The organism is Chloroflexus aurantiacus J-10-fl (assembly GCF_000018865.1).
In the GTDB taxonomy this organism is placed as follows: Bacteria; Chloroflexota; Chloroflexia; order Chloroflexales; family Chloroflexaceae; genus Chloroflexus; species Chloroflexus aurantiacus.
Genome location: NC_010175.1, coordinates 1,065,901 through 1,089,949, shown reverse-complemented (window position 1 = coordinate 1,089,949; position 24,049 = coordinate 1,065,901). Strand labels below are relative to the sequence as shown.

At 59.0% G+C, this 24,049-nt stretch carries 15 protein-coding genes, 1 pseudogene and 2 riboswitches; of the genes and pseudogenes, 8 read left to right on the top strand and 8 right to left on the bottom strand.

Features of this window, described 5'->3' with window-relative positions; all coding sequences use genetic code 11:
- Positions 1-35: 35 nt before the first annotated feature.
- Both tenA and cynR read right to left on the bottom strand, forming a co-directional pair.
- Positions 36-692: a thiaminase II gene (gene tenA, locus CAUR_RS04165; RefSeq protein WP_012256691.1), complete on the bottom strand. Its 657-nt coding sequence runs from the start codon at positions 690-692 to the stop codon at positions 36-38.
- A 94-nt stretch (positions 693-786) separates the two neighbouring features.
- Positions 787-886, bottom strand: a riboswitch (TPP riboswitch).
- 260 nt (positions 887-1,146) lie between these two features.
- Positions 1,147-2,061 (bottom strand): transcriptional regulator CynR, encoded by a 915-nt coding sequence (gene cynR, locus CAUR_RS04160; protein ID WP_012256690.1) that lies wholly within the window; start codon positions 2,059-2,061, stop codon positions 1,147-1,149.
- 115 nt (positions 2,062-2,176) lie between these two features.
- On the opposite strand from cynR, the gene CAUR_RS04155 reads away from it, so the two are divergent.
- From CAUR_RS04155 to CAUR_RS04135, 5 genes are all read left to right on the top strand, one after another.
- Positions 2,177-2,764, top strand: coding sequence for a protoglobin domain-containing protein (locus tag CAUR_RS04155; RefSeq protein ID WP_012256689.1), 588 nt, complete (start codon positions 2,177-2,179; stop codon positions 2,762-2,764).
- 87 nt (positions 2,765-2,851) lie between these two features.
- Positions 2,852-2,965: riboswitch (TPP riboswitch) on the top strand.
- A gap of 48 nt (positions 2,966-3,013) precedes the next feature.
- Entirely contained in the window at positions 3,014-4,354 is a 1,341-nt protein-coding gene (cytX, locus tag CAUR_RS04150) for a putative hydroxymethylpyrimidine transporter CytX (RefSeq protein WP_012256688.1), read from the top strand.
- A gap of 27 nt (positions 4,355-4,381) precedes the next feature.
- Positions 4,382-6,538, top strand: coding sequence for an energy coupling factor transporter S component ThiW (gene thiW / locus CAUR_RS04145; RefSeq protein ID WP_012256687.1), 2,157 nt, complete (start codon positions 4,382-4,384; stop codon positions 6,536-6,538).
- Positions 6,538-7,203, top strand: coding sequence for an energy-coupling factor transporter transmembrane component T family protein (locus CAUR_RS04140; RefSeq protein WP_012256686.1), 666 nt, complete (start codon positions 6,538-6,540; stop codon positions 7,201-7,203). Before thiW ends, CAUR_RS04140 begins: the two co-directional genes overlap by 1 nt.
- A 425-nt stretch (positions 7,204-7,628) precedes the next feature.
- Positions 7,629-9,455 carry a peptide ABC transporter substrate-binding protein gene (locus CAUR_RS04135; RefSeq protein WP_242605059.1) on the top strand — a complete coding sequence of 609 codons (1,827 nt, stop codon included), beginning with the start codon at positions 7,629-7,631 and terminating at the stop codon, positions 9,453-9,455.
- Positions 9,456-11,590: 2,135 nt separating this feature from the next.
- Here the strand turns inward: CAUR_RS04135 and CAUR_RS04130 are convergent.
- From CAUR_RS04130 to CAUR_RS04105, 6 genes and pseudogenes are all read right to left on the bottom strand, one after another.
- Positions 11,591-11,734 carry a hypothetical protein gene (locus CAUR_RS04130; protein WP_157866382.1) on the bottom strand — a complete coding sequence of 48 codons (144 nt, stop codon included), beginning with the start codon at positions 11,732-11,734 and terminating at the stop codon, positions 11,591-11,593.
- Positions 11,735-12,037: 303 nt separating this feature from the next.
- A complete protein-coding gene (locus CAUR_RS04125) occupies positions 12,038-13,195 on the bottom strand; it encodes a phospholipase D-like domain-containing protein (protein ID WP_012256684.1) in 1,158 nt (385 codons plus the stop codon).
- Between the two features lie 12 nt (positions 13,196-13,207).
- On the bottom strand, positions 13,208-13,678 hold the full coding sequence (locus CAUR_RS04120; RefSeq protein ID WP_012256683.1) for a hypothetical protein: 471 nt from the start codon (positions 13,676-13,678) through the stop codon (positions 13,208-13,210).
- Between the two features lie 15 nt (positions 13,679-13,693).
- Positions 13,694-14,722: an ABC transporter permease gene (locus CAUR_RS04115; protein WP_012256682.1), complete on the bottom strand. Its 1,029-nt coding sequence runs from the start codon at positions 14,720-14,722 to the stop codon at positions 13,694-13,696.
- 28 nt (positions 14,723-14,750) lie between these two features.
- Positions 14,751-15,710 carry an ABC transporter permease gene (locus tag CAUR_RS04110; RefSeq protein WP_012256681.1) on the bottom strand — a complete coding sequence of 320 codons (960 nt, stop codon included), beginning with the start codon at positions 15,708-15,710 and terminating at the stop codon, positions 14,751-14,753.
- A gap of 392 nt (positions 15,711-16,102) precedes the next feature.
- A pseudogene (locus CAUR_RS04105) lies at positions 16,103-17,916 on the bottom strand (peptide ABC transporter substrate-binding protein).
- A gap of 962 nt (positions 17,917-18,878) precedes the next feature.
- On the opposite strand from CAUR_RS04105, the gene CAUR_RS04100 reads away from it, so the two are divergent.
- Genes CAUR_RS04100 through CAUR_RS04090 form a run of 3 tightly spaced genes read left to right on the top strand, consistent with a single transcriptional unit; the run spans position 18,879 to position 23,696 of the window.
- Positions 18,879-23,054 (top strand): tetratricopeptide repeat protein, encoded by a 4,176-nt coding sequence (locus CAUR_RS04100; RefSeq protein ID WP_012256679.1) that lies wholly within the window; start codon positions 18,879-18,881, stop codon positions 23,052-23,054.
- Entirely contained in the window at positions 23,051-23,254 is a 204-nt protein-coding gene (locus CAUR_RS04095; protein WP_012256678.1) for a hypothetical protein, read from the top strand. Before CAUR_RS04100 ends, CAUR_RS04095 begins: the two co-directional genes overlap by 4 nt.
- Positions 23,247-23,696, top strand: coding sequence for a hypothetical protein (locus CAUR_RS04090; RefSeq protein WP_012256677.1), 450 nt, complete (start codon positions 23,247-23,249; stop codon positions 23,694-23,696). The genes CAUR_RS04095 and CAUR_RS04090 overlap by 8 nt, the downstream gene beginning before the upstream one ends.
- Positions 23,697-24,049 lie beyond the last annotated feature (353 nt).

Here is a 24,049-nt window from a genome sequence, read left to right as displayed (position 1 = left end):
ACATCCCAAGAGATGCCGGGATGATGAGAGCATCATCAGGGTAACCACTGCTCCAGCCGATACGCACTATCCCAGAACATCCACTCCAGGCGAGCCGAATAGATGAAGGCGTCCCGCATACGTTGTTGCTGCGTCGCCGATGCCTGTTCAGCGATGGTGTCGGTCAGCGCAATTGCCTGCGTCACCACCTCATCAAACTCCTGGCCGGCGTAGGTGTCAATCCACTTCTGGTAGGGATTGTTGGGCGCTGCACGCCGATAGATGTCGTGTCCCACCTCACGATAAATCCAGAAGCACGGCAACAGCGCCGCCATCCCCTCTTCGTAACTGCGACAGGCCGCGGTTGCCAGCAAGAAGTTGGTGTAGGTAAAACAGGCCGGAGCCGGCTGCCGCGTTGGCGTCTCAATCCCAAATTCACGAAAATAGGTGTGATGGAGAGCGCGCTCAACCACCGCCACCCCTTCAGCAAAGCGCACAAACTGAATAATCGCCGCTTCATCAGGTGCCCGTCCGGCCATTATCGCCAGTGCGCGGGCAAAATCGGCCAGGTACAGCGCATCCTGCTGCATGTAGAAGGCGAACTTCTCGCGCGGCAAAATTCCCCGCGCCAGCTCCTCGTTGAACGGGTGATAGATAATGGCCTGATAGATGTCGGTAATTGATGACCAAAGGGTGTCGGTAAAGCGTGTCATACATCCTCCCTGCGTCCAAAAGCCGGATACCGTATCCGCAGAGAGCAGACGACTGAGAGGGGAAGCGAGAACGAACTCAGGAGACTGGCCGAACATCGTGCCCGGTTCCGATTTCCTACGCCGGTATTACCCGGATCAGGTTCAAGGGTTCCTCTCAGCCTCGCGTTTGTCGCAAAGCGCCCCTACGGAACACGTGCGAGTATAGTCGAGAACGGGCAGGCGTGTCAAGTGTTCTGGCCTGGGAAGGGGGAACGAGCTGGGCGGGTGATAGTGCATACATGCTCACAAACATTCACGCCATTGGATCGCCTCGCCCTCATGGACGTAACCCAATGTTCACCCGGCATCGTACTGGGCGTTGTTGTGTTGCCCAGGCATTCCCTGGAAACTGGGAGCGCGAGCCTCCGGCTCGCTACGATGCTCATTGTCAGTCAAGATTTGCTACTACCGCACGTCACCCCGGGCTATGGGCTATCTCCTGCCTTGAGGCCCACACCCTCAGTTTTGCGCGGGTCATGGCTACAAACGCCCGTGTCGCTGCGCAGCGGTAGGCATTGTGGCGGAAGAGCAATCCCACCGTGCGCCGTGGCGTTGGATCGACCAGGGGAATGCCAACCAGGTCGGGCTGACCGCTCAAGACCATTGCCGGTAGCACTGTCGCTAGCGTGAGTTGCCGTACAGCCGCCAGAATACTACCGATAGTATTCATCTCGATCTGAACCCGTGGTTGAATGCCGGCAATATGCGTACAACGATCCCAAAGCCGACGGGTGCAGAACGTGGTTGAGAGCAAAATAAGTGGCTGCTGATGAAGTGATTGTACCGGTAATTGGGGCAGATCAGCCCAGGGATGCTGCCTGGACACAACGACAACCAGATCTTCGCTGAATAGTTCCTCGCCAGTAACACCTGCCGTCTCTGGTGGCACAAAGCCGATCCCGATCTGAAGATCGCCGTCGGCGAGTCGTTGCTCAATGTCGCGGGTCGCCAGTTCTTCAATCTGCAAGCTAATCGCCGGGTAAGCATTGGTAAAAGCGGCTACCAGATCGGGCATAAGATAGGCGTTGACCGTTTGCACAACACCGATCCGGAGCATCCCACGTTGCAGGCCATTGAGTTCATCGATGGCAACCTGGGCTTCGCTCAGCTCTTGCAATGCCCGCCGGGCGTGTGCAACCAGAATCTCACCCGCCGCTGTCAGCCTGATGCGCCGACCGATACGGTCGAACAAAACCGTCCCAATCTCTTCTTCAAGCAGTTTGATCTGTTGCGAGAGGGCCGGCTGAGAAATGTAGAGCTTCTCGGCAGCACGGGTAATGTGTCCTTCCTCGGCTACCGCCAGAAAGTAGCGTAATTGCCGAAGTTCCATTGTTTGATAAGTCTAACTTATGCTTGAGATAAGAATAACGTATTTCACTTATTATCATAGCGCGCTTAGACTGAGCTTGCAACCAGAAAAGGGCTACTCTTCCCGGAGGTGGGTTATGAGCGAAGCGATTCCCGGTTACACCTATGGTACAGCGCAGGTGGCACAATCGCCGGTGAGCCTGGAAGAATGGGAACTGCTGAAGCAGACAGTGCTGTGGACAGCCGAAGACGAGCAGTATCTGCGTATGGCCGGCGAGGTGCTCGGCGATCAGGTCGATGCAATCCTTGATCTCTGGTACGGATTCGTCGCGTCGCACGCTCATCTGGTGTACTACTTCACCGGCTCTGACGGCCAGCCAATTGCCGATTACCTGAGTCGAGTACGCCAGCGCTTCGGTCAATGGATACTCGATACCTGTCGGCGACCCTACGACCAGGACTGGCTCAACTACCAGATGGAGATTGCCCTCCGCCATTACCGCACGAAGAAGAATCAGACTGATGGCGTACAATCCGTCCCGATGATTCCGTTGCGCTACATGATAGCCTTCATCTACCCGATCACCGCTACCATCAGAGAGTTTCTTGCCCGCAAAGGGCATTCAGCGGCGGAGGTGGATCGGATGCATCAGGCGTGGTTTAAGTCTATTGTGTTACAGGTGACGTTGTGGAGTTATCCCTATACCAGGGAAGGCGATTTCTGACCGCTCCGCAAAATCGCCTTGACAGCTCTTCGGCCAACACTTTATAATGGCGGGCAACCACCGTCTGGTGGAAACAAGTTGATCACACAGCGTGTATGAGGGAGATCGGGGAGCCGGGCTGAGAGGATGGTCGCTATCCACCATCGACCTCGTGAACCTGCTCTGGGTAATGCCAGCGAAGGGAATACACGGTGGTTTATGCATTAAACGCCACCCCTTCGCGGGTGGCGTTTATCGTTGGAGGTTGGTATGACGCTGAAGGCACGGCTGCGCACGTGGTTCCCCCGCTTGCAGGCTCCGCCCACGTGGGGGATCGATCCGGTTCCGGTTGAACATCGGCGGTTGCGCTGGTTCGACATCTTCGTCTTATGGTCAAGTCTCGGCGTTGGCCTGTTGGTGTTAGAGGCGGGGGCGTTGTTAGTTCCTGGCTTAAGTCTGGCGCAGGCATTGATCGCCATTCTCATCGGTACTGCCATCGGGTCGTTGTTGCTGGCGCTGGTTGGCGTATTGGGGAGCGTGTACGGCGTGCCGACAATGGTGCTCTTGCGTCCCGTGCTCGGTCGCCATGGGTCGTATCTGGCCTCAATCTTCAATATCGTGCAACTGATCGGTTGGACGGCCTTCGAGCTGTGGGTGATCGGGTTAGCTGCCCATCACGTGGGGCAGGCGCTTTTTGGCGTGAGCAACTATTACGCCTGGGTAGCGGTGTTCACGGTCTGGTGTGTCTTGCTGGCGTTGGGTGGGCCACTGGTAGTGGTGCGCGAGTGGCTAGAAAAGTTTGGGGTCTGGATCGTTTTTGGCGTGACCATCTGGATGACGATCTATCTGTTTACCCGCTACGATCTCATCGCGCTCTTGAACCGTCCGGGAACAGGTGATCTGCCGTTCTGGTTGGGAGTCGATCTGGTAGCGGCCATGCCAATCTCCTGGATTCCGCTGGTGGCCGACTACAACCGCTTCGTGCGGCGTTCACGCGGCGGCTTCTGGGGAACGTATGCAGGTTTTGCGCTCACCAATGTCTGGTTTTACGCGCTTGGTGCTCTCTTCCTGCTGACGGCGAATGTGGCTCAACCCACACCGGAAAACCTCATCACAGCAATTATGGCGATGACGGGAGGGGTGGTGGCGCTGGCGGTGATTCTGGTCGATGAAACGGACAATGCTTTCGCCGACATCTACTCAACGGCGGTGTCGGTGCAGAATATCTTTCCGCAGCTCAATCAGCGCCTGGTGATTGTTCTGGTTGGAGTTGTCGGGTTTCTCCTCGCCACATTGCTGACGATGAGTGAGTATTTCACCTTTTTGCTGTTGATCGGGTCGCTCTTCGTGCCGCTTTTTGGGGTTGTGCTGGCCGATTATTTCGTGGTGCGGCGCCTGCTGGGGCTACACAGCGCTACATTGGTCGACCAACCTCCGGGCTGGCAGTGGAGCGGAATGGTTTCGTGGCTGGCCGGTGTGGTGATCTATCAGACCATCACCCAACTGGCTCCCCAGATCGGCGCCAGCATACCGGCGTTCCTCATCACGTTTGTGATGTACACGGCTTTACGGTTGGTACAACGGCAACGTCTGCTCCGTACCGCCAGTTAATGATGAATCACGAGAAAGGAGTGACCGGTGAAGACTCGACTGATTGCTCAGGCAGTGGTGCTCATTGCCCTCGGTGTGGCGCTGGCTCCATTTACCTCGTTTCCCATCGGCATCGCCAGAGTGAATCCGACCCAGCACTTCATCAATGTGATAGCCGCCGTACTGCTAGGGCCGTGGTGGGCGACCGGCATTGCCGGTGTGATCGCCATCCTGCGTATCTCGCTGGGGGTGGGGACGATTCTGGCCTTTCCGGGTGGAATGATTGGTGCGCTGCTTGCCGGTTTGATCTTTCGGGCCACGCGCAACATGTATCTGGCTGCGCTGGGTGAGGTGATCGGTACCGGGATCATTGCCGCGCTGGTGAGTGGTCTGTGGGTGGCACCGGTGTTCATGCAAACCTCAATGGCCCTTCACCTGTTGATTGCCTCGTTCCTCAGCAGCACGGCACTTGGTTCGGCGATTGCCCTGGTGGTGTTGAAGGCTCTTGAGCGTGCCGGTGTTGTGAGATTACCCGGCAAAGAGGGGTTACATACCTTGAGGCAGATCGTCGTTCGTGATCTCAGCTATCGCTATCCACAGGCGACGCAGTGGACATTGCGTCGCCTGAACCTGTCGATTGACGCCGGTGAATACGTGCTGCTCTGCGGTGCCAGCGGCAGCGGCAAATCAACCCTGTGCCGGATACTTACCGGGTTGATTCCGCACGTGTACGAAGGAAGCATTGAGGGGACAGTTCTGGTTGACGGGGTTGACACCCGTGAACAGTCACCCGCCGATGTATGCACCCGGATCGGTCTGGTCTTTCAACATCCGCAGTGGCAACTCTTCAACAGTACAGTTACCCGTGAGATTGCCTTTGGCCTGGAAAGTCTGGGGTATGCACCGGCAGAAATCCGGCAACGTATCGACGAAGTCGCCGGTTGGCTCGGCATCGAGCATTTGCTTGCGCGACATCCGCAACAGCTCTCCACCGGTGAGCAGCTTTTGGTAGCGCTGGCGAGTATTCTGGCCATGGGGTCGCGGATCGTTGTCCTCGATGAACCGTTTGCCAATCTCGATGGCAGGCATGTGACGCAGGTGCAGGCTATCCTGCGCAGGCTTCATCAGCAAGGAGTGACGATCATCGTTGCCGAGCATCGGCTTGGGCTGGTGGCCGCCGATGCGACCCGTATGATCGTGTTGCACAATGGTCAGGTTGTGCTGGATGGGCCGCCGGTTCAGGTTCTGGCCGCCGATATTCAGCAATTTCATCTCGAACCACCATTGCCGGTACAGATTGGCCGTGCTCTCAACCTGAAGCCATTGCCGTTGACGGTAGAGGCTGTGCTGGCGCAGGTCGATCATCAGCAGCTTGCGACCATGTATCCACTTCCACCCGCCTTGCCGCGCTCTGCAAACGGATCGCCACTGCTCAGCGTGCGCGATCTCTCGTTCTCCGCCGGCCAACGGCGGGTGCTGAACAGTGTTCATCTCGATCTGTACGCAGGTGAGGGGGTGGCAATTGTCGGGGCTAATGGCGCCGGCAAAACCTCGTTGATCAAACACTTCAACGGTCTTCACCGTCCCCAACAGGGACAGGTACGGGTTATCGGGAAAGACACCCGTACAACACCGGTATCGGTGCTGGCCCGTCACGTGGGGATGGTATTTCAGAACCCTGATGACCAGTTGTTTACGACCCGTGTCCGCGATGAGGTGGCGGTTGGTGCTCGCGTCATGGGTGTCTATGATCCGGATCAGGTAGCGGCTGTATTACGCACATTTCAGCTTGAACACCTTGTTGAGCGCTCGCCCTTTACCTTGAGTGCCGGCGAAAAACGACGGCTGACACTGGCGGCAGCGCTGGTGACCAATCCGGCAATCCTGGTGCTCGACGAGCCAACAACCGGTCTCGACTGGCCGGCACGGCAGGCGCTGGCCCGGCATCTCCGCGAACAGGTGCAGCATGGTCGCACCGTAGTCGTGGTGACGCACGATCTGGAGTTTGCCGGCGCACTCACCTCACACTGGTTCGTCCTGGCCGATGGATGCCTGCTGGCCGAAGGGGTACCTCACGCGATATGTATGCAACCCGCCGTGGTACAGGCGGCTGACCTCCTGCTTCCTGATCGCTACCGGCTGGCGCTGGCGTTACAACACGTGGCTGCCGACGCGGGCGGTCGTCAGAACGAGGGAGAGGTGTAATGGCGTTCCACCTTGATCCACGCGCAAAAACGCTGATGGCTCTGCTGTGGACGGTGGTTCTGAGCACAGCCGCGAGCATTCCCGTTCTCGTGATCGGGATGATGCCGGTGTTGCTGATCGTATGGTGTAGTGGTCAACAGCCTGCCTTCCTCCGCTGGTTACGCCTGATTGCCCTGATGATCACTGGCTGGATGATCATTGCCCTGCTGACCCTCGACTGGCAAACCGCCTTGACCGTTGGTCTACGGATTCTGGCTCTATCGAGCATCTTTTTCGTATTTCTCCGCACCACCACACCGGAAGACCTGGGTGGCGCGTGGCAGCAGACGGGAGCACCATTCCCGCTCATCTTTCTGCTCACCGCCTCCCTCCAGTACGTCCAGGTGATGGAGCAGCGCATCCAACACATCATTGCTGCGCAGCGGGCGCGGGGTATTCCACTTGAGCCGGGATGGCGGGCACTGCGGTATTATCCGGCGCTGCTGATTCCACTGCTCGTGCAAGCGCTGGTCTCCGCCGGACATCTGGCCGCAGCGATGGAAGCGCGCGGTTTCAGTCGAGCCGGTCGCAGTCAATTCCTCACATATCACTGGCGTCTTCGCGATTGGCTTGCTATTGGGATGACGGTTATGGCAGCCGGGTTCCTGTTCTGGTTGCGCCTTTGAAAAGATGTGGTATGTAGTACGGCGGTTGATGCGAGAGTGTTTCAACCGGGATGCGGGTTAACATTCGAGGGGTTTCATATCACAACGCTGTGCCATCGTGATGTTACGGTGGCACAGACTCATGAACGTTCACAACGTGTTGGCACGACCGCACGGAAGCGAGACGTGTCGTCTATCCGTGCGCTCGATTGGCTTCCTGCTACGCTCCGTGATGCGCGTGTGGCGTCGTTTGGCGTGCGGAACCCATGTTTCCGCTCCCACCGTGATCGATGTCAACGGTCAATCTGCTCACGGGTATGGCGTGCGTTCTTGTTTCGATCATCTGGTCTGTCGATGATTGATGAAGGTGACTGCTAACTATCAGTTTTATGACACCTTACCCGAATCGTGGTGAGGTGTAGAGGGAGGTTTCTGTGTTGTCCCACATGGTTTCTCGGCTTTTCCTGATCATGATCGTTTTGCTCCTGGCGGCATGTGGTCAGCAAACGTCACAATCGCAGCCGCCAACTCTACCGTCGGCACAGGAAACAGTAACAGCAGGGCCAACTGTAGCGCCGCAACCAACGGCGGTGCCAGAGGCAACGGCGGTACCGGCATCTACCGCCGTGCCGACAGCGATCCCGCCATCGGGAGGGAAGCTCACCATTCTCTCCTGGCAGGCAATAACGACGTTGAACCCGCATCTGGCTACCGGCGTCAAAGATTTCAACGGCGCCACCGTGATTCTTGAACCACTGGCACGCTACAACGAGCGTGACGAACTGGTGCCGTTCCTGGCCGCCGAAATCCCAACCCTTGCCAACGGTGGCATTGCTGCCGACGGTACCAGCATCACCTGGAAGATCAAACCGGGGTTGAAATGGTCAGACGGGAGCGATTTCACGATTGACGATATTATCTTCACCTGGCGCTATTGTGTTGACGAAGCGACCGGCTGTACGAATAAGACCTCATTCGATCCGATTGCCGACATCACGCCAATCGATGATACAACGTTCACCATCACCTGGAAGGAACCGAACCCCAACCCCTACATCGCCTTTGTCGGATCGGCAGGCATGATCCTGCAACAAAAGCAATTTGCAAATTGTATCGGGGCTGCGGCAAACACAAGTGCCGAGTGCCAGGCCGCCAACCTGGCTCCGATTGGTACCAATGCCTGGAAAGTGAAAGAGTTCCGTCCAGGCGACACCGTCATCTACGAACGCAACCCCTTCTACCGCGATGCCGACAACGTCTTCTTCGACGAGGTTGAGATCAAGGGTGGTGGTGATGCCGCCTCGGCGGCGCGTGCCGTCTGCACAACAGGGGAAGCCGATTTTGCCTTGAATATGCAGGTTCCCAAAGCGGTACTGGAGCCGATTATTGCCGGTGGCGCCTGTGATGTGGTGGCCGGTGGTTCAACCGGCGGTGTTGAGCGTATCGTGATCAACTTCACCAACCCCGATCCGGCCCTCGGCGACCGGCGCAGCGAGCCTGATCAGCCGCATCCCTTCCTGACCGATCCGGCAGTACGCCGGGCAATTGCGCTGGCAATTGATCGCAAGGCAATTGCCGACCAGCTCTACGGGCCGACGGGTGCGCCGACCTGCAATCTGCTGGTGGTACCGGCCCAGATGAATTCACCCAATACAACCTGCGAGCGTAATGTGGCCGAGGCAAAGCGGCTGCTGGACGAAGCCGGTTGGGTGCTGAAGGATGGAGTGCGAGAGAAAGATGGCGTAAAGCTGGTCGTTACCCTACAGACCAGCGTGAATAACCTGCGCCAGAGCACGCAGGCCATCATCAAAGCCAACCTGGCCGAGATCGGCATTCAGACCTACCTCAAGGCGATTGATCCGGCTGTCTTCTACAGCGGCGATCCGGGCAACCCCGATACGCTGAACAAGTTCTACGCCGACCTGCAAATGTACACCTTCGGTCCCAGCTCCCCCGATCCACAGTCATATCTGGAAGGCTGGATCTGCGCCGAGGTAACGTCGGCGGCGAACCGCTGGAACGGCAACAACGTGAGCCGCTACTGCAACCCGACCTACGATGCGCTGTTTGCACAGTTGAAGACCACCTTTGATCCGGCGCAGCGGGCGCAGTTGGCAATTCAGATGAACGATCTGTTGGTCAACGACGTGGTCGAGATACCGCTGATCAACCGTTACACACCGGTAGTCAAGCTCAAGAATCTGGACGGGCCGACCTTCAATACCTTTGACAACAATCTCTGGAATATTGCTAGCTGGCGGCGCGTGCCGTAAGGTTTGGCGAACGGGCAATAACGGACACTGGTGCGCGTCCCGCAACGCAAGGCGACACAGGGTGCGAATATCAACCGGAGACACCAGGTAGGGGCGGGTTCCCAACCCGCCCCTACCGAACCCGCCCCTATGGCCATTCATGGGTTGACATAAAAACCAACGCGATTTCTACCGTATCAGGATGCCCCAGCGCAGCTCGCCGTTCTCCCCTTTACCGCAACGCGGGCAAGGGATCGGGGGTGAGGGCGTTCCTCCGCTCCCAGCGGGGGCGGGCCGGGGTGGGGATGTTTCCCCCATGCCTGGCAAAGACAGACGAAATGGATGAGCCACAGGAATGACTACCGTCTCATACCGAATCTTACTCAACAAGGTGCATTGTTCGGGGGCACTCCTCGTGCAGAAGCGTTACCGGGCATACCATTGGCGAGTCGCTCGTGGCTTGTCATCAGTAGGGGCGACGCATGCGTCGCCCCTACCGGCGTCCAGCGATGCATCGTTCAGGTGCAGCAGCGGGGAAATAGGTGACTGTTATGTCCTATGCTGCCAGATGTCCTATCACGACGCCCCAATCCATCGAAACGCCCCTCGTCCGCGTCGGGCGCAGGAGAGGGGCCGGGGTGGGGGTGTTCTCCCTCACCACACCTCCCAGCCCTCGTTCATCAGGGGAATGGGGAGTGGGGAAGGGGCGTGCTCCGCAAGGGTTGCCGGGCACTGCAATCCCGGCCCCCCTCCTAACCTCCCCCCGGTGGGGGGAGGAATTGTAGGGTGATTCCCCCGGTGGGGGGAGAAATGGAAAGGCAATTCCCCCGCTGGGGGAGGAATTGTAGGGTGATTCCCCCGGTGGGGGGAGAAATGGAAAGGCAATTCCCCCGCTGGGGGAGGAATTGTAGGGTGATTCCCCCGCTGGGGGGAGGAATTGTAGGGTGATTCCCCCGCTGGGGGGAGGAATTGTAGGGTGATTCCCCCGCTGGGGGGAGGAATTGTAGGGTGATTCCCCCGCTGGGGGAGGAATTGGAGGGTGATCCCCCCACTGGGAGGAGACAAACTCCCGCCCCCAGCGGGGGCGGGCTGGGGTGGGGGTGTGTCTGCACACGCTGGGAGCGTGCGCCTCCGGCTCGCTCACCACCTGCCTGCGCCGATGACTCCCGCCCCCAGCGCTATGCATTACCCACATGTCACACAGTGGCCGGTATGATGTATCGGTCGTGTCACGGGCTACCAGAGATGTCCTGGCCGTGCCCGGTAGGGGCGCACGGCCGTGCGCCCCTACCACTGCCGGTGCGGGATGCTGCCGTCACCTATAGGAAAACAATTGTTGCCGGTTGGCACCTGGGATGTCCGCGCAGCAGGCAGCAGTAACCACGACGGGGATGCGCACCCAGCGGGAAAACGTCCGGCCCTGTTCGGCTCGGCCCGACGCCACCGTCCGCCACTGCGGTCACCATCCAGGTTCCGTTGGTGCGCGCTGGTGTGATGGGCGAATGAACTGGACACCTCCGGCATCACGCCAGCGCTGGTGCCGGGCGTGATCCGCCCGTAGGGCCGTGCCCCTACGCGCTCATCCGGCATCATGACCGCGCTGGTGCCGTGCGGTGATGAGCAGAGGAGCGCAGGCTACGATACGCCCTGATGAGCAACGCAGATGGCAACGATACCGTTATAGGTCACTCACGTTGCCACCGATACGGTGAGCAGGCCAGAGGCGCTGACGGTCAGGATGCACCGCACGAGATTGCCTTTATTACCGGATGGCGTAATCGCATGCACGATGTGGGGGGGGCAGCCAGTTCTCATAGACGTGCTATCTCACGCCTCACCGTAGTAGTCCTATGCATTACCCATACCTCGAATACTGCATTGCCCGCGTGCCGGAGCGGGTCGGGGGCGTGATGACGGGCGTGCTCCCCAGCCGGGAGCTGGGAGCGCACGCCTCCGGTGCGCATGGTGCCGGTACCAGTGCTGAAGAGAGGAGCCAGGCGCAAGCTCCCGCCCCTGGCGGCATTCACGGATGGCCAGAACAGATGATCGAACCCAACGTCTACCCTATCAGGAAGCCCTCGATCAAACGTCTGCCCTCCCCTCTCCCACCCCCAGGGGCTATGCATTACCCATACCTGGTGTCAACCACGTGCGTATCAGCGGGGATGATCGCTATGGGTGCTGTTGTGAGCAACTGGCCCGGTGGCAGCGCGCTGCTCCAGCCGTGCCGGCACGTGCTGGATGGATTGCCGTAGCCGCTCGTCATGCGCGTGTCGCGCAGTGTGGCGTGCGGCATCCATGCTGCCGCACCAGCCGTACTTACGATCCGGTGCGTGGCATACCGTTCTCCATCCTGGTCACGGAGATACTGGATGTACTCGTGACGATCCGGGAAGCGTTTGCAACATAGCCAAACGCATCAGGATACTGTGGAGTGTGTGACCACATGGTGTGCTTGCCGCACAATGTGCCATGGGGTTTCATACCGGCTGCCGGGTGACATGAAGGTAATGCGTAGGGCAGGATCATGCTCCAATGGCATCCCCCCAGCAGGGGTAGATTGGGAGGGGGGCGTAATCCTGAGAACGTCCATTTCCCACTCCCTACTGGCAGCGCGTTGGATTTTGAGCCTGGGTAAAGACGCGCTCGAACTCACCGAGATAGGCTGCGGCCAGCACCGGGTCTTCAATGATGAGCAGGTTTTCGTCGTTGGTGCGCTCGGCGCGGCTGGTGAAGTTATACGAACCGGTGATCACAATCCGTTCATCAACCACGATCACCTTGTGGTGCATGGTATAGCAATTCCCATCGGCTAGAACTTCTACGCCTGCTTCGCGCAACGGCCCAAACTCGGAACCAATCCCTTCAGCGTTGCGCTGCTCGAACACCCCCCGTACCGGAATACCGGCCTGCTGCCGATTAACCATCGCCCCGGCAATCTCGTCACTGGTAAACGAAAAGGCCATAAACACGACCGACCGGCGGGCATTGGTGATGACCTCAACAATCCGTGCGGCTGGCCGTTCGCGTGGCGTAAAGTAATTTTCGATAGTTGCCTGACCGGTGGTGATGCGGGTGTGAGGGGTTGTTGCCTGTTTGCTGTTGCCGAACCGACCGGCGGCCATTTCCGCAAACTCGACGCGATAATTTTCGACGATGGCCGGAATGGTAATCCGCAACAGGTTGTTGTTGTTGCGGTAGGTGTCGTTGATCGTCACATTCCACGATCCCGTCCAGACGATCCGGTTGTCAATGATAACGAATTTGCTGTGGAGAAACGCCGTTGTCTCTTCCCAGCTTATTGGAATACCACCTTCTTCAATAATCCCGGCGAATTTGGCATCTACCGGGTCCTCCAGGCTTTCACGGTCAAGCGCCAGCCGCACCTGTACCCCGCGCTGGTGGGCAGCAACCAGCGCTTCCGCCAGTGGTTGCAGGGTGTATTCAAATGTCGCCAGATCGATACTCTGGCGAGCATTGGCAATATCGGTCAGCATATCGCGCAGAAACGGTGGCGTGACCCGGTCGCGTGGCACATCGGGATAGACCAGTGATGGGGTTGTGAAATAGACGGCGATGTCGCCACTGACATCAGGTTTAGGTTGGGTTTCAATCCCGAACAGCGCCGGATCGAGACCGAAGCGGCGTAGATCAATAATCCCGGCGTTAATCAGATAACCGAGGGCCAGGATGAGAAACAGCAATATGATCTGCGTGCGGTTGGGGCGATACGGTCGTGACGAAGAGGGCTTGCGCGCCATAGATTCCCCAGTCTAGCGACGGCCCAGATGGGCCAGCAGGCTGAATGGTACCGCATGCAGCCACCGCTTCGGATACGCCGGTACCGGCGGGGAAGGGGGTGAACTGATAGTGTCAGGGGGAGCAGGAACCGGATCACGATCAGTCGCGCTTCCCAGCACAACATCCGCTGCCGGATCAACACGCTGATCCGGGGCGGTTTCGCTTGTCTCTGGTAGTGTCGGCAGCAGAGTTGTAAGCGCCCGTTCCGCCGTCGCCACCGTGCCATCTGCCCGCGCAGCGGCCCGCACCGCCTGTCGCAGCGCCTGCGCAATCGTCTCGGCAGTAGCCTCATCAGCCGTCGTCACCGTCAATGCAACAGCACGGGTTGTTGCCCAGCGCAGCAACTGTGTCGCCTGATCATCGGATAAGCCGGCGGTCAGACGCTCGTCTTCTTGCAGCGCTTCAACGACCAGTTGTTGCAGCGGTGTGAGATTGCGGCTCATCGGCTCAACCCAATCTTACAGCCGTGAACGTGGATCGAGTGCATCGCGCAGACCATCACCGACGAAATTAATGCTAAGCACCGTCAGAAAGATCAACATACCGGGGAAGAGGGCCAGCCAGGGGGCTGCCTGCAAATACTGGCTGCCGTCGGTCACCAGCCGGCCCCAGGTCGGTGTATCAGGTGGGAAACCGACACCCAGGAACGACAGGGTTGACTCGGTGATAATCGCACTCCCCACTTCCAGCGTTGCAGCGACGATAATCGGACCGATGGCGTTGGGTAGAATGTGGCGAAACATAATTGCCGGACGGCTGATACCCAGCGCAATGGCGGCCTCAACAAACTCCTTCTCCTTAAGCGACAGGAAGGTGGCGCGCACAATCCGGGCCGTACTCATCCAGGCCAGACTCCCGATCACCGTGACCACAATCGTGAAGATACCGGCTTCCGGCGACCCCATGAGTTGAATGACCGGATCGCGGAACAGATAGACCACCAGCAACGTAAGGGGAATGGCCGGTAGCGAGAGAAACAGATCGGTAATCCGCATCAAAATCTGATCAACAACCCCTCCCAGGAAACCGGCGGTGGCACCAATGATGGTACCGAGCGAAATCGCAATTGCCATCGCGGTCAGACCGACCAGCAGAGAAACCCGGCCACCGTACAAAGTGCGTGCCAGCAAATCACGACCGAGATCATCGGTTCCGAAGGGATGAATGGCACTCGGCGCCGAGAGAATATTAAGAAAATCGAGATGGTCAATTGCCGTTTGCAGGTCAACCCGATCCTGCAAAAATGGTGAGCCAATTGCCTCTAGTTCTGCGGCCAGACGCGGTACATAGAAATATGGCCCAACAAATGAGAACAGGGCCAGTGTGAACAGTATAACGACCCCCAGCATTGCCATGCGATGCTTGCGAAAGCGCCGCCAGGCATCGCTAAGCAGCGAACGTGGTTTCGCCGCCATCCGCGTGGTCATCTGCTGGGCACGGGCACTGGCCGAAATCCCTATGGCGCCGTTCATTTCTATTTCAGACATACGCTAACCCCTTCCGGTTGCCTCTCGTTTACGAATAGCGTACTCGTGGATCGAGCACACCGTAGAGAATATCGGCAATCAAATTAAACACCACCGTCAAAATGGCAAAGATGAACATCAACGCCATCACGACCGGGGTATCAGAATTATTGATCGACGTAATCAACAGCGCACCCAAACCATTCACCCGGAAGAGATTTTCGGTAATAATTGCGCCGGTGAAGATGGTGGGAATACCGAGGGCAATCAACGTGACCACGGGGATCAGGCTGTTCACTAAAACGTGGCGTAACACAACCATGCGGTCGCTCAACCCTTTGGCACGCGCTGTGCGCACATAATCGAGCGAGAGGTTATCAAGCATTGATGAGCGCATGAAGCGGGTGAGGGCAGCGGTCTGTTGCACAACCAGCACCAGCACCGGTAAGGTCATCTGGCGCACCTGTTGGGTGAAGGTCTCCCAGTCAACGACCTGCAATGTTGTGTTGTACACAATTGGAAACCATTTCAGATTAATTGCAAAGATCAGCATCAACACCAGACCGGTGAAGAACGAAGGCACTGAAAAACCAATAAATGCAAAAAAGGTAGCAACGTTATCAAAAATTGAGTACTGCTTTACGGCTGAAATAATGCCAATCGGGATTGCCAGCAACACTGCGATCAGGTACGCTGTTCCCACAACCGTTAATGTTTGCGGGAGGCGCTGCCAGATCAGATCAATGACCGGGCCACGGGTACCAAACGAGAAGCCCCAATCCCCCCGCATAAGCGAGGTCAACCAGCGCACATAGCGAATTGGCCAGGGTTGATCCAGGCCAAACTGAATCCGAATCAGTTCACGGGTCGATTCGGGAATGGCCGGATTGAGGGCGAACTGGGCCAGTGGATCACCAGGGGCAAGTGCAAGCACGGCAAAAATCACAAAACTGATAATCAGGAGCGTCGGAATAGCAATTAAAATACGCCGAATAATATACTGCAACATACGCCATTGCCCCTGTCGAATGTAGCACGGCTATAAATCCGTGTTATGCTTCACCCATATCCTGTGCCGGTTCACCGGCGTGATAATTTCGACATATTTCTCAAGTAATGATGTCCAGACTGCATCTTTGCAGAGTGCGAAAGATATGTTTCCGTACTAACCCGGCTTATAAACACTGGCGTGCGTGATAGAGCGGTCTATCTGTCGCCTCCATCTGCGCCCAACCTGCCGAAGCATTGGGGAAAGCCCACACTCGAACGTGCATTGTCAACATGTGCCGGCGATCGAGATGCGTTCAACATTGTACAGCATGTCGCAGATAGATGAACTCGCTATCGTGGAAGTGCGAGAGGCGGCAAGATCGCTCCTGCCACCCCTCGCGCAGGCACCGTTTACGGCACGCGCCGCCAGCTTGCGATATTCCAGAGGCTGCTATCGAAGGTATTGAAGTCGGGCCTTCCAGATTCTTCAGCTTGGCGTTGGGCGTGCGGCGGTTAATCAGCGGAATAACCGCAACATCATTGACCAGCAGATCGTTCATCTGAATGGCCAGCTCTGCCCGGCGCTGCAAGTCGAGTTCACCCTTCAACTCCTCGAAGAGCGCATCGTATTCGGGGTTGCAGTAGCGGCCATCGTTGTTGCCGTTCCACTGGTTAGCCGAAGAGGCTACTTCGGCGCAGATCCAGCCCTGCAAATACTGCTGCGGGTCGGTCGACGATGGGCCGTTGGTGTACATTTGCAGGTCGGCGTAGAACTTGTTCAGTGTATCGGGGTTGCCCGGATCGCCACCAAAGAAGACGGCGGCGTCAATAGCCTTCACGTTAACCTGAATGCCGATTTCGGCCAGGTTCGACTTGATAATCGCCTGTTCGCCCTGGCGCAGCGTGTTAATGCTGGTCTGGAACGAGACGATCAGCCTGATCCCATTCTTCTCGCGTACTGAGCCATTCAGCACCCAACCCGCCTCTTCCAGAATCCGCTTCGCCTCTTCGACATTCCGTTCGCAGCTCGTGTTGGGCGAGTTGACGCTGGCCGGCACGACCAGGATATTGCAGGTCGGTTCACCGGTCGGTCCGTAAAGCTGCTCGGCAATAGCCTTGCGGTCAATCGCCAGCGCGATGGCACGGCGCACGGCGAGGTCGGTCAGGAAGGGGTGCGGCTGATCGGGTTCGCTGCGCTTGTCACCCAGGGCCGGGTCAGGGTTAGCGAAGTTGACCACAATCCGCTCGACACCGAACGAACCACCGGCGATAGCATCACAATTACCGGCAGCCAGAATTGGTTCGAGCACGGCCTTCGGAATCTGCAAGTTCCAGGCAAAGTCGACCTCAGCCGTTTCACAGACTGCCCGTGCTGCCGACGTGGCATCACCACCACCCTTAATCTCGACCTCATCGAAGAAGACATTGGCAGCATCACGGTAGAAGGGGTTCCGCTCGTAGATTACCGTGTCACCGGGGCGGAATTCCTTCAGCTTCCAGGCATTGGTGCCAATCGGTGCCAGATTAGCCGCCTGGCATTCAGCACTGGTGCTGGCCGCAGCACCGATACAGTTCTCGAACTGCTTCTTCTGCAAGATCATACCGAGCGGGCCAACGAACGAGATGTAGGGGTTGGCGTTCGGCTCTTTCCAGATGATCCGGAAGGTCGTGTCGTCAATCTTCTCGATGTTCGCAATTGGATCGAAGGCCGCCTTGGTCGTACAGGCCGTGGCTTCATCGGCGCAGTACTGCCAGGTGAAGATAATATCGTCAATCGTGAAGTCACTCCCGTCCGACCACTTCAGACCCGGCTTGATCTTCCAGGTCACGCTGCTACCATCAGCGGCAACCCCGCCATTCTCCAGCGTTGGGATTTCAGCGGCCAGGAACGGCACCAACTCGTCTTTCTCGTTGTAGCGGGCCAGCGGTTCGAGAATCACCGTTGCACCGTCGAAGTCCTTGGTACCGGTTGCCAGGTGCGGATTAAGCGTCGTAACTGCCTGCCAGTACAGGATCGTCAGCTTACCACCCTGCTGCGGCGCGGCGGTTGGGGCCTCGGTTGGGGCCGGTGCAGTTGTAGCTGCCGGTGCAGCAGTTGGCTGTGGGGCAGCAGTCGGCTGCGGGGTAGCAGTTGCCTGCGCTGCCGGTGCTGTGGTCGGTTGTGCCTGCGGTTGTTGCGTACCACACGCTGCCAGGACCATTGCCGCCACTGCTACGAGGGTCATCCATACCCAAAGTCGTTTGTGCGACACAGGAACCTCCTCACTCTAAAACGAACACCTGTATTTGATGAACAACGCTGGCCGCAGCCGTCACATTCCACAGGCACTGCCGTTGATCCGGCACTGCCGCTGAACATCTGTTGATCGACTGTCGGACTGGGCCAACGTCTCATCCACCGTTATGCACGCCCTCACGGCGCGTCGCCAACCCCGAACGCGGGTATAGCAAAAGAGCGGTTGATCAGACGGTGATCGTAACCGCTTTGCGCTGCCAGGCACAACTGTGTGTTGCGCAACTCCATCGCCCTTGATCGCCACTTTCACTGAGGTGCAGAGTGTCTTGAACAGTACCACAGGGTAGGCAAGTTGTCAAGAATGACCGGTGCATCTGTGACTAGATAACCTTTCAATATCCCTCTGTGCCACTGTAGTAATTATTCTGATGTGCTGCTGAACTACCGTATCATTATTAGAGGTTCCGCTCCACCACGTGCCGGATCGTAAGCACGGTTGGCGCGGCAGCATGGCTGCCGCACTCCAAACGAGGGCAATCCGGGCTGGAAGTGGTATCCTTGCCGGTGTGCGGGATGGGGTGCTGGTTAGGTGTGTCGGAGGTGGGGCATTGTCAAGCGCAGGTGATGAGACGCCCGATTTGATAAAGTATCCCTCTGTGCTCTCTGTGTCTCTGTGGTGATATATGGACAGGACGCGGATGGACGCGGGTTGGGCGGATGGGCGCGGATAGGTAGGCGTTGGTGAACTGCCCCTGACGGGACGGTTGGCGGCAGGCGCGGTAGAAGTGTGCCCTACCCCTCTGTGTCTCTGTGGTGACAGTCTCATATTCCCACGCGCCACTGAACTGTGCTATGATGTCACTATATCAGATTTCACAGCAGATGCAGTGTCGTTGAAACACCTATGCCACTTATCCTGCGCGCTTAACCTGCGATCAACAGACCTGTCAGGTGGCGGTTGCCGATTCCGGGCAGGTGCTGGCCGAGACCCCGTTGCAAGACATCCCCGATATGACGGCGATTGTCGGTGATCCACCAGGCAAACCCAATCGTCGCGTCGGTGATCCATACGCAGCCGGTGAGCGGTTGTTTGCGGCGTTGGGTGGTACCCGCCTCCTGCGTATGCTGGAGAGCGCCGCCGATGATCTGCTGCTGCTGGCGTGTGATGAGCGGGCAGACCGGATACCCTGGGAATACGCGGTGACTCCCGACCGACGGTTTCTGTTCTTTCAGTGTAGTATCCTGCGCCTCGAACCACTCCCGGCCCCACCGTTTGCGTCCGATCCGCCACGGCTGCTGGTTGTCTGCGCCGATCCGCTGCTGTACCCCGATGGCAGCATCCCTGCCTACCATCTCGATTTTGATCGCGAGATACGGGCGCTGAAGCAGGCGCTGGCGAAGAGTCAACGGGCGCTGGTAGCCCAACGCGTTCCGCCGACCCGGTATGCGTTGCGCGAGGCGCTGGCCGATGGCCCGGCTATTGTTCACATCTCCTGCCACGGTGCGTTGACAACGGTTGCCGATGGCGTTGACGTGGTACTTGCGTTTGAGGACGACTGTGGCAATCGCCAGGTCTTGTTGGGGCGCGACCTGATACGTTACGCACCGCGTGGTGGTCTGCGCCTGGTCGTGCTCAGCGCCTGTCAGAGCGCACCACTGGCACGGGCCTTTGTGCGCCAGGGGGTGCCGCTGGCCCTGGGTATGCAACACAATTTTCCCGATCCGTTGAGTGACGATCTGGTGGCTGCCTTCTACCGTTATCTCAGTGCCGGTCGTCAGCCGTCGGAGGCGCTGCGCCAGGCCCGGATCAGGCTGGCTGACGAACATCCGGCGGCTGCCGGGATGCTGGTAGGCTACACCTGTGACAATGGCTGGGCTGCGCTGAACCTGCCCCCAGGTCAGCCCACAATTCACCTCGATTGGTCGACGCCCGTCAGGCTGCCAGATCAGGTGACCGTGCCGACAACCGGTCTGTTAGGCCGGAACGCCGAGCTGGTCGCGCTGGCTACGGCGTTGCAGCAAGGGCGAGTGGCGACGATTGTCGGTGCCGGCGGTATGGGCAAAACTGCGCTGGCGGCTACCTTCATCCGCCGTTTTGGGTGGCGCTTCGGACGGGTTGCCGGTGTGAGCTTCGCCAATGCGCCGATTGACGAAGGGCGGGTCTGTCGCGAGCTGATCGAGCGGCTGGTCGGCCCGCAGGCATTGCAGACGATCATATCCGCCGGTGACCAGAGCACCGATCTGACGGAGCGTTTGCGCCAGGAGCTGTGCGATCTGATTGAGCCGGACGACCTGCTGCTGTTTGACAACTACGAGAGCATTTTGCAACCAGATGCGGGGGCTGAGGCTGCGGCAGCGGCAGTGCAACGCCTGACCCATCTGTTGCTGAGTAGGGGATGTTATCTGCTCTTCACCAGTCGGGCGCACCCAACCGGTCTGCCCGATGAGCGGCTGGTGCCTGAGCGGGACGGTATCGTTGGTCTGAACCAAGAGGCCGCGGTTGAGCTGTTTATGCGCATGTCGAGCCGGGCCTGCAATGGGCAACCGGTCGAGACTCACAGGCAGATTGCCCGCCAGGTGGCAACGTACACCGAGGGCTACCCGCTGGCGATACAGCTTCTGGCTGCGGCCTATGACGAGTACGAGGGTGAACCGCACCACTTCCTTGAGCGCTGGTCAGAATATCTGGCCCAGGCGCACCGTCAGGGACTCGATCCACGCCACGCCCGGCTGGCAAGTGCGCTGGAGGTGAGTCTGGCACCGCTGGCCGCAACCGAGCGCCGGCACCTGGAGCAACTGAGCAGTCTGGAGATGCCCTTTTTTGCCGCTGCTGCGGTGTTTCTGTGGGGCTTACCAACCGATGACGATGGACAACCAACCGACGCTGCCCTTGCCGACGCCCGGCAGACCCTGGGCATGTTGGTGCGGCGAAGCCTGCTACGGGTAGCAGAGTATGTGACAGATGACACAGGTATACCGACCGATCAACCGGCCACGTACCGTTTCCAGCCCGTGATCCGGCAGGAGATACAACGCAGGAGTGAACATCCATCACCACCTGGTGGTCTCGTTGCCTACGGTGTCTGGCTGGCGAAGCTGGCGTATGGTCAACTGAACCGTTCACCGGCGCTGGTTGAGGTCGTCTGGCAGAGCCTGCCGCTGCTGAGCGCAGCGACCACTGCCCTGAGCGGTGATACCCGCGCCTGGCACATCTGGCGGGTCGCCACCGTTCGCCGGCACTTCGGCGATCTCACGACGGCGCGTACCGAACTGGAACAGGCCCTGGCAGATGTCGGTGACGGTACGGCTGTTCGCAGCAGATTGCTGCATGGATTAGCCGATATCTCTGTGGTGCAGGGGGAGCTGGAGCGGGCCAAGGCGCTGTACGAGGAGAGCCTGGCGATCACAGAGGCGCTGAAGGATGTGCAAGGCAAGAGCGCCACGCTGCACGCGTTGGCGTATATTTATCGGGTGCAGGGGGAGCTGGAGCGGGCCAAGGCGCTGTACGAGGAGAGCCTGGCGATCACAGAGGCGCTGAAGGATGTGCAAGGCAAGAGCGCCACGCTGCACGCGTTGGCGTATATTTATCGGGTGCAGGGGGAGCTGGAGCGGGCCAAGGCGCTGTACGAGGAGAGCCTGGCGATCACAGAGGCGCTGAAGGATGTGCGCGGCAAGAGCGCCACGCTGCACGCGTTGGCGTATATTTATCGGGTGCAGGGGGAGCTGGAGCGGGCCAAGGCGCTGTACGAGGAGAGCCTGGCTATTGACGAGGCGCTGAAGGATGTGCGCGGCAAGAGCGCCACGCTTACCGGTATTGCCGATATCTATCTACTGCGCCGGCAATGGTTGCAGGCGGAAGCCTGTCTACGTGAAGCGCTGCTGCTGGCCGAACGCCTGTCTGATCAGCAGCAGATCGCGTTCTGCACGGTGAAGCTGGGCCAGGTGGCACAGGGACGGGGTGATCAGGCGACGGCCCTGGCGCGTTATCAGCAGGGGCTGGCAATCTTTGAACGGCTGCGTATGCCCCGTGAAATCCAGCAGGTACGGGCACTCATCGCCGCACTTGACCAGACCACGCCGTCACTTGCCGAGGCGATTGCGGCCTGGATCAATGATCCCGGCGATGATCAGACCCGCCTGCAACATCTGGTCGCGTTGCTCAATCGGATTGTCAACGAGGTGGTGCAGACGGTGCGGCAGGCTGATCGGCAGGCGGCTGAGCAGGTGGCAGAGACGCTGATTCCGCTGCGGCTGTCGCTGCTCCGGTGGCCGGCAGCGCAGGCGTTACCACCGTTCAACACGTTCTTCGGTTGTTTGCAGGCCCTGCTCCGGGGTGAGGAGCAGCAACTGACCCGCCTGCGTGCCGGGCTTGATGAGGGGCTGGCTGCAGCGTTGGCTGAGGTAGAGCGGTTGTGTAGGGCAGACGAGGCGGAGCTGCGCACTGCGGCACGGGATCAGCAGATTGCCGGGCTGCGCCAGCAGGTGATGGCTGCCATGCCCCTGGCGCTGGCCGACACCGACGAGCACCGTCGTGCGCAGTTCGTGCAGCAGCTCGAACAGGTAGCGGCGCAGGCGGCGGCAGATGAGCTGCCCGGATCGCCCTGGCTGGAACTGGCTGCCTTCCTGCGGGCATGTGCGACGCTGGTGCGCGATGGTACGGTGGTGACCGATGGTCTGAACGCGACCGATGCGGCGCTGATCGCGGCCTGGGCAGCCTATCGGGTAGCGGTGGCGTCCGGCGATCCGACAGCGCTGGCAGCGGTCTTGCCCCAGCTCCCACCAGAGGTACGCGAGCAGGTGCTGCACGTGTTGAACGCGCAGCTTGCCGCCCATGTGCAGAGTCTGCCACCTGAGCAGCAGGTGGCGCTGGTGGCCGAACAGACGGTGACTGCCACCCGGCAGGCGCTGAACACAGGTGATCCACAGGTGCGGATGACGCTGGCCGATCAGGTGCAGGCGGCTGCCGACCATTACGCCGACGGCGAAGCGCCCGACTCGTTGTATATGCAACTGGCTGATCTCCTGCGCTACTGTTGTGCCTGGTTACGCGGCGAGCCGTTACCGCCAGTACCTGAACGTTTCCGCCATCTGGTATCGGCACCTGAAGAAGGAGGATCACCGGTATGAAGCCATCCCTCGCCAAGCCCATACGATGCAGGCGGTGTCAGCAGTACTGGACGGTTGATCTGGCACGGTTGGGCAAGCCGGAGCAGGTTCTCTATCGCGGTCACGAGCGGCTGCGGCTGGAGGTCTTCCGCCTGGTGTGCCCGTTCTGCGGCAACGTTGAGATGCTGGAAGTGACCTTTGAGGAGGGGCGCGATGCCTGATGAGATTCGCGCTGTGCGCCAGCGGGCACCGACGGCTGAAGAAGAGGCGTTGCACCGCTGGTTTGAAGAGCAGGCGAAAGACCCACCCAGGCCGCTGGAAGAGGGGGCCAGGCAGATCATTGGGCTGGTCAGTGCCCTCTACAGTGTCATTTTCGGGATTCTGGCTCTGGCAGATACACCGTTGCCGGCGTATTTGACCTGGTTGCCGGTACGGGTATTGGGCGCGGTTGTGGTGCTCTCGTATATGGTTGCATTGCTGGCCGCCCTGCTGGTGGTTGTCCCCGGTGCCTACCGCTACGCGGCGGCCAGTCAGACGCAACGCGAACAGGCGTTTCGCCGCTTGATGCAGCGCAAGCTGATCGGGTTGCGGGTGGCGCTGGCGGCATTCGGGACGGGGAGTGTGGCTTTTGCCGGGTTGTTTCTGATCGTGTTGTGGGGCTAACAGGCAGATGACTATCGCGGTGACGCAATCAGCAGCCGACGCTCTTCGTGACTACCTCGCCGGTGCGGATCGTGCGCCGCATCCGCGAGTATCCGTGGTCATTATGTGCGGGACACGGATGGACGCGGATTGGGCGGATGGGCGCGGATCGGGCGTAGGCGTTGGTGAACTCCCCTGACAGGATGGTTGTGGGTAGGACGCGGATAAATGCGGGTTGGGCGGATGGGCGCGGATCGGGCGTGAGGGTTGGTGATACACCCCTGACTGTGCATAGCTGAACTACTGTATCAGACTCCCTGGTAGATACAGCTCCATACCTGTCATCGCAATGGCAGCAAACCCGACGATGTTTT

What these genes read in the sequence shown, in the direction of transcription:
- CAUR_RS04155 (WP_012256689.1), top strand. Translation starts at nt 2,177, where the DNA reads ATGAGCGAAGCGATTCCCGGTTACACCTATGGTACAGCGCAGGTGGCA.
- CAUR_RS04110 (WP_012256681.1), bottom strand. Translation starts at nt 15,710, where the DNA reads ATGTTGCAGTATATTATTCGGCGTATTTTAATTGCTATTCCGACGCTC.
- CAUR_RS04130 (WP_157866382.1), bottom strand. Translation starts at nt 11,734, where the DNA reads ATGGATGCCGCACGCCACACTGCGCGACACGCGCATGACGAGCGGCTA.
- CAUR_RS04140 (WP_012256686.1), top strand. Translation starts at nt 6,538, where the DNA reads ATGGCGTTCCACCTTGATCCACGCGCAAAAACGCTGATGGCTCTGCTG.
- CAUR_RS04095 (WP_012256678.1), top strand. Translation starts at nt 23,051, where the DNA reads ATGAAGCCATCCCTCGCCAAGCCCATACGATGCAGGCGGTGTCAGCAG.
- tenA (WP_012256691.1), bottom strand. Translation starts at nt 692, where the DNA reads ATGACACGCTTTACCGACACCCTTTGGTCATCAATTACCGACATCTAT.
- CAUR_RS04090 (WP_012256677.1), top strand. Translation starts at nt 23,247, where the DNA reads ATGCCTGATGAGATTCGCGCTGTGCGCCAGCGGGCACCGACGGCTGAA.
- CAUR_RS04115 (WP_012256682.1), bottom strand. Translation starts at nt 14,722, where the DNA reads ATGTCTGAAATAGAAATGAACGGCGCCATAGGGATTTCGGCCAGTGCC.
- cytX (WP_012256688.1), top strand. Translation starts at nt 3,014, where the DNA reads ATGACGCTGAAGGCACGGCTGCGCACGTGGTTCCCCCGCTTGCAGGCT.
- CAUR_RS04135 (WP_242605059.1), top strand. Translation starts at nt 7,629, where the DNA reads ATGGTTTCTCGGCTTTTCCTGATCATGATCGTTTTGCTCCTGGCGGCA.
- CAUR_RS04125 (WP_012256684.1), bottom strand. Translation starts at nt 13,195, where the DNA reads ATGGCGCGCAAGCCCTCTTCGTCACGACCGTATCGCCCCAACCGCACG.
- cynR (WP_012256690.1), bottom strand. Translation starts at nt 2,061, where the DNA reads ATGGAACTTCGGCAATTACGCTACTTTCTGGCGGTAGCCGAGGAAGGA.
- CAUR_RS04120 (WP_012256683.1), bottom strand. Translation starts at nt 13,678, where the DNA reads ATGAGCCGCAATCTCACACCGCTGCAACAACTGGTCGTTGAAGCGCTG.